This is a genomic window from Bartonella bacilliformis Ver097, from assembly GCF_000709795.1.
GTDB classification, from domain to species: domain Bacteria; phylum Pseudomonadota; class Alphaproteobacteria; order Rhizobiales; family Rhizobiaceae; genus Bartonella; species Bartonella bacilliformis_A.
This window is the reverse complement of sequence record NZ_KL503806.1, coordinates 1-5,000: the sequence shown is the minus strand read 5'-3', so window position 1 is coordinate 5,000 and position 5,000 is coordinate 1. Positions and strand designations below refer to the sequence as shown.

Genomic DNA, 5,000 nt, shown 5'->3' with positions numbered 1-5,000 from the left:
CTCCGAATACCTGGAAGAACTAACTGGCAGACACACGGCGGGTGCTAACGTCCGTCGTGGAAAGGGCAACAACCCTAACCACCATCTAAGGTCCCCAAGTTATGGCTAAGTGGGAAAGGATGTGAGGATCCCAAAACAACCAGGATGTTGGCTTAGAAGCAGCCATCATTTAAAGAAAGCGTAACAGCTCACTGGTCTAAATAAGGGTCTTTGCGCCGAAAATGTAACGGGGCTAAAGCCATACACCGAAGCTGTGGATTTGCTTTTATGAGCAAGTGGTAGCGGAGCGTTCCGTAAGCCTGTGAAGGGAGACTCGCGAGAGCTCCTGGAGGTATCGGAAGTGAGAATGCTGACATGAGTAACGATAAAGGGAGTGAGAGACTCCCTCGCCGAAAGTCCAAGGGTTCCTGCTTAAAGTTAATCTGAGCAGGGTGAGTCGGCCCCTAAGGCGAGGCCGAAAGGCGTAGTCGATGGGAACCACGTTAATATTCGTGGACCTGTGGGAAGTGACGGATTGCGTATATTGTAAGGTCTTATTGGATTGATCTTGCAGTAGAGTAATTCCAGGAAATAGCTCCCACATATAGACCGTACCCGAAACCGACACAGGTGGACAGGTAGAGAATACCAAGGCGCTTGAGAGAACTACGTTGAAGGAACTCGGCAAATTGCACGCGTAACTTCGGAAGAAGCGTGACCCTTTAGCGGGCAACCGTTAGAGGGTGGCACAGACCAGGGGGTAGCGACTGTTTACCAAAAACACAGGGCTCTGCGAAGTCGCAAGACGATGTATAGGGTCTGACGCCTGCCCGGTGCTGGAAGGTTAAGAGGAGATGTGCAAGCATTGAATTGAAGCCCCAGTAAACGGCGGCCGTAACTATAACGGTCCTAAGGTAGCGAAATTCCTTGTCGGGTAAGTTCCGACCTGCACGAATGGCGTAACGACTTCCCCGCTGTCTCCAACGTAGACTCAGTGAAATTGAATTCCCCGTGAAGATGCGGGGTTCCTGCGGTTAGACGGAAAGACCCCGTGCACCTTTACTATAGCTTTACACTGGCATTTGTGTCGGCATGTGTAGGATAGGTGGTAGACTTTGAAGCAGGGGCGCTAGCCCTTGTGGAGTCATCCTTGAAATACCACCCTTACCGACATGGATGTCTAACTGCAGTCCGTTATCCGGATTCAAGACAGTGTATGGTGGGTAGTTTGACTGGGGCGGTCGCCTCCTAAAGAGTAACGGAGGCGCGCGAAGGTAGGCTCAGAACGGTCGGAAATCGTTTGTTGAGTGCAATGGCATAAGCCTGCCTGACTGTGAGACTGACAAGTCGAGCAGAGTCGAAAGACGGTCATAGTGATCCGGTGGTCCCGTGTGGAAGGGCCATCGCTCAACGGATAAAAGGTACGCCGGGGATAACAGGCTGATGACCCCCAAGAGTCCATATCGACGGGGTTGTTTGGCACCTCGATGTCGACTCATCGCATCCTGGGGCTGGAGCAGGTCCCAAGGGTATGGCTGTTCGCCATTTAAAGCGGTACGTGAGTTGGGTTCAGAACGTCGTGAGACAGTTCGGTCCCTATCTGCCGTGGGTGTAGGAATATTGACAGGATCTGTCCCTAGTACGAGAGGACCGGGATGGACGTATCTCTGGTGGACCTGTTGTGGCGCCAGCCGCATAGCAGGGTAGCTATATACGGACGGGATAACCGCTGAAGGCATCTAAGCGGGAAACCCACCTGAAAACGAGTATTCCCTTGAGAACCGTGGTAGACCACCACGTTGATAGGTCAGGCGTGGAAGTGTGGTAACACATGAAGCTTACTGATACTAATAGTTCGATTGGCTTGATCGTTCTCATTTCCTCTATTCATTCATGATGAAACACTCAATTAATGAATAAAACTAAAACTTAATAAAAGCACAAAACCAGTTTCTCATTCTATGCCCTTTGCTGACTTGGTGGTTATGGCGGAACGCCTGCACCCGATCCCATCCCGAACTCGGCCGTGAAACGTTCCAGCGCTGATGGTACTTTGTCTTAAGGCACGGGAGAGTAAGTCGCTGCCAGGTCTGCTAAAGGCATAGAAACATCCTCACAATCTTCAAAAAATTCTGTCACTTTAAAGATAAAGTGAAAAGGGACAAACAACAAAAAGAAGGAAAAATACCCCAAATAGGGCCGTCTTTTCTTCATGGCGCGGGGTGGAGCAGCCCGGTAGCTCGTCAGGCTCATAACCTGAAGGCCGCAGGTTCAAATCCTGCCCCCGCAACCAGTATCTCCATCTTCTCTCTTTGTGTCCTACGCATACAGTTTCTCTCCTTCTTATTTCTAATGCACAAGCATGAACAATGTTTGTGTTTTAATGTGGCTTTCTGCTGCCCAAACCAAGCCCCTACAAAAGGTGTAAAGCTCTCTTTCATAAACATCTCAGCTTATGGAGTACTGTCTCATTGTATAAATACGCTTCATCTTTATAGGAACGTAGCTTACTTACTGCCTCAAAAAAATACAGAGCAGAGGTCTAAAAAATAAATCTCGTGCCCTGTATCTCTATCTTGTGGATTCTATTCCGTATAAAACTCAGATTAATAACTACAACTATATTAATAAACACTAATTAAGCTTATTACTCTGCCTTATCGATTGCGCTTTAAAACTTTAAAAAACAGTCTTTAAGCACCTTATTGGATCGCACATCTGCCACTGAGACACTGATTAAAAAGCGCTGCTCTTGGAAGAAGGCCACTACCTCTTCTACCGTCTCCTTCTCCAGTGCAATCCCTTTGAGATAAATAAAAATCTAAAGAAATCTCATGTCTCAAAGCCATTTGAATTGTTGCGAGTGAATGAAGTATTAGAATGCCTCCACGTGTAAGATTATTAAATACTTCTTCTGCTGTTGTTATTGGAGTAAGACGTTGTATGTATCGTTCAAAAGTTATTCTAGCTGTATTCGTTGGGATTAACACGAGCCCGTCTCTTGTTCTTAAAATAGGTTGGGCATGACCAGATGTTCCTGTATAGCTTGTTCTCACCATTGAAAGATACCAAAGTGTGCCACTAGGAGCAGTAAACATATTTTGAATTACTCTTATCATTTCTTCATGTGTTCTAACAACGGCTGAAGGTCTCCAATCATAATTGGGCAATAACATTAGTGCTGCTGAACGAGTTATTCTAGTTGTGCGTGTATAGCTACTCTCTCCTGCGTACAAAGGTACATTAGCATAATTTTCTGTGTTATGCAGCCTTTCTGCAAGCAGAGGGAATCTTGCGCGAAAGGAAATAAATAGATTTGTATTAGGAGCTGTATTAAAAAAATATCCTTCCCCATCTCGAGGAGGATGACTGTAATGATATTCTTGCAATTCAGCAAGCATTTGTAGAGTCTGCAGCATGCAGGGTCCGCAATAGGCAATTATTGGTGTTGTGCCAGGAATATTACTTCTAGCGATTTGCCATAATCTTTTTTTCCATTCCTCAGTAAGTTCAAAACTAGGAGGTAATGATCGTTTTTCTCGTATGTGAGCAGTCTGTGTAACATTCTTCTTTGTTCCAGGAGCCGGGCAATAAGTCAGTGTATCCCCTAAATTCCCATTAACAAAGCGATTCCACCGTTCAATGTCGTAATCAAAAATAAAATCAGAGGTAGGGTGGTTATATTGCGATTCTTGTTTAGTAATATAATCACTTGTAGCTGTATAAGGGAAACCCCAATTCGAGCCATATTGGGTAACTCTTAACAGATTGCCTAGATAATCCAAGATGGGGCCTTCACTTCCATTTAACTGAGAAAGATCCCAAAAGCCAATATCTTTGTTTTTTGTGTTGTTGGAAATAGTTTCTTTACACGATAACCACTTTACCCAATTCCAACTTTCTGATTTAGCTTGTTGGGAAACCATGCAAGACATTGCTCTAGAGGAAGGGAAATATCGAGCAATATGACCATTTTCTGGATTATAATAGAGATCAAATAGCTCTGATCGTGATCCATCGTCTGTAACATAATATCTAGTCTGGGTAGAACCACTGATAAAGTTCCAACCTAAGAAAGTTTTTGTATTAAGATTCACAGGAGGAGCTACAGTGTTTGCCCATTTATTCATGTTGACTAACCTATGATCATAGGAAGCTCTAGAGTCTTTTGAAATATAAAGGTACCATTTATAATCTTTAACACGGAATCTTCCATCTGCTGTATGAAAGGCATTTCCTGTAATGATCCAGCGTTGATTAGCATCATTGATAACACAGGGTCTTAATAGGAGATAATCCCAGTCGGCTGTAGACTTTCCATCAATACCTGTTACGGAGCTAGGAGCGGTCATACACAGCCAAACATTATTCACATTCCAAGAAACTCTTTGTAAAACATCATATCGAGCAGGTAGAGCACTGGAAGCAGAACAATTGTTGAGGTAAATATAACTTTCACCATTTACAAATGTTGGAGTATAACAATATTCGTATTTTGTATGGACCTTAACACGAATAGCTTCATCATGAGGGTTATCAGTAGGGGGTTGAATTTGATGAGGAATAGGAGCTGAAATAGAAGTTTGAAGAGTGAGTAATAAACTGCAAAAAAATAATAACGACGTCAATTTCATTTTTATTCCCTTTCGTGAAAATCTCTCCCCTTTTTTGATGAATTGGCTAGAAAATTGCGCTTTATAATCTTTCTGCTGAAGATAGAATTGACGCTGTTCTCGATAAAATAATAAATTCCTCCTGTTGTTTGCTTTTGGCAATGGATGGGTTTGAACGTTAAAATTTCTAAGACATCATAAAAACCTAAAGAAAATTAAAGAAGCAATACGGATTTTAGGGAAAGTAGTCTGTTGTTTTTTCTTGACAAGGGAAGTTTTTGAAAAAATGGTATAGGATATGCTTCTTAAGCGAGATTGGCTTTTGATTTAAAAGTTCGTAACTTTTAGAAATTCGTAAAAATGAATAGAAATTAATAAGAAAAAGGAGAGTGCTTTATGCTATAAAAG

Annotated in this window: 1 protein-coding gene, 1 tRNA gene and 2 rRNA genes (1 of these 4 running past the window's edge); 3 read left to right on the top strand and 1 reads right to left on the bottom strand. The window is 43.2% G+C overall.

What is annotated here, in order from left to right:
- The 3 genes from H710_RS05505 to H710_RS05495 all read left to right on the top strand — a co-directional run.
- A 23S ribosomal RNA gene (locus tag H710_RS05505) occupies positions 1 to 1,851 on the top strand (it extends 964 nt beyond the left edge of the window).
- A 103-nt stretch (positions 1,852 to 1,954) separates the two neighbouring features.
- Positions 1,955 to 2,069 (top strand): 5S ribosomal RNA (gene rrf, locus H710_RS05500).
- 126 nt (positions 2,070 to 2,195) lie between these two features.
- A tRNA-Met gene (locus H710_RS05495) sits at positions 2,196 to 2,272 on the top strand.
- Positions 2,273 to 2,681: 409 nt separating this feature from the next.
- Here the strand turns inward: H710_RS05495 and H710_RS05490 are convergent.
- Positions 2,682 to 4,613 (bottom strand): DUF1561 family protein, encoded by a 1,932-nt coding sequence (locus H710_RS05490; protein WP_041849182.1) that lies wholly within the window; start codon positions 4,611 to 4,613, stop codon positions 2,682 to 2,684.
- Positions 4,614 to 5,000: the final 387 nt, after the last annotated feature.

What these genes read in the sequence shown, in the direction of transcription:
- H710_RS05490 (WP_041849182.1), bottom strand. Translation starts at nt 4,613, where the DNA reads ATGAAATTGACGTCGTTATTATTTTTTTGCAGTTTATTACTCACTCTT.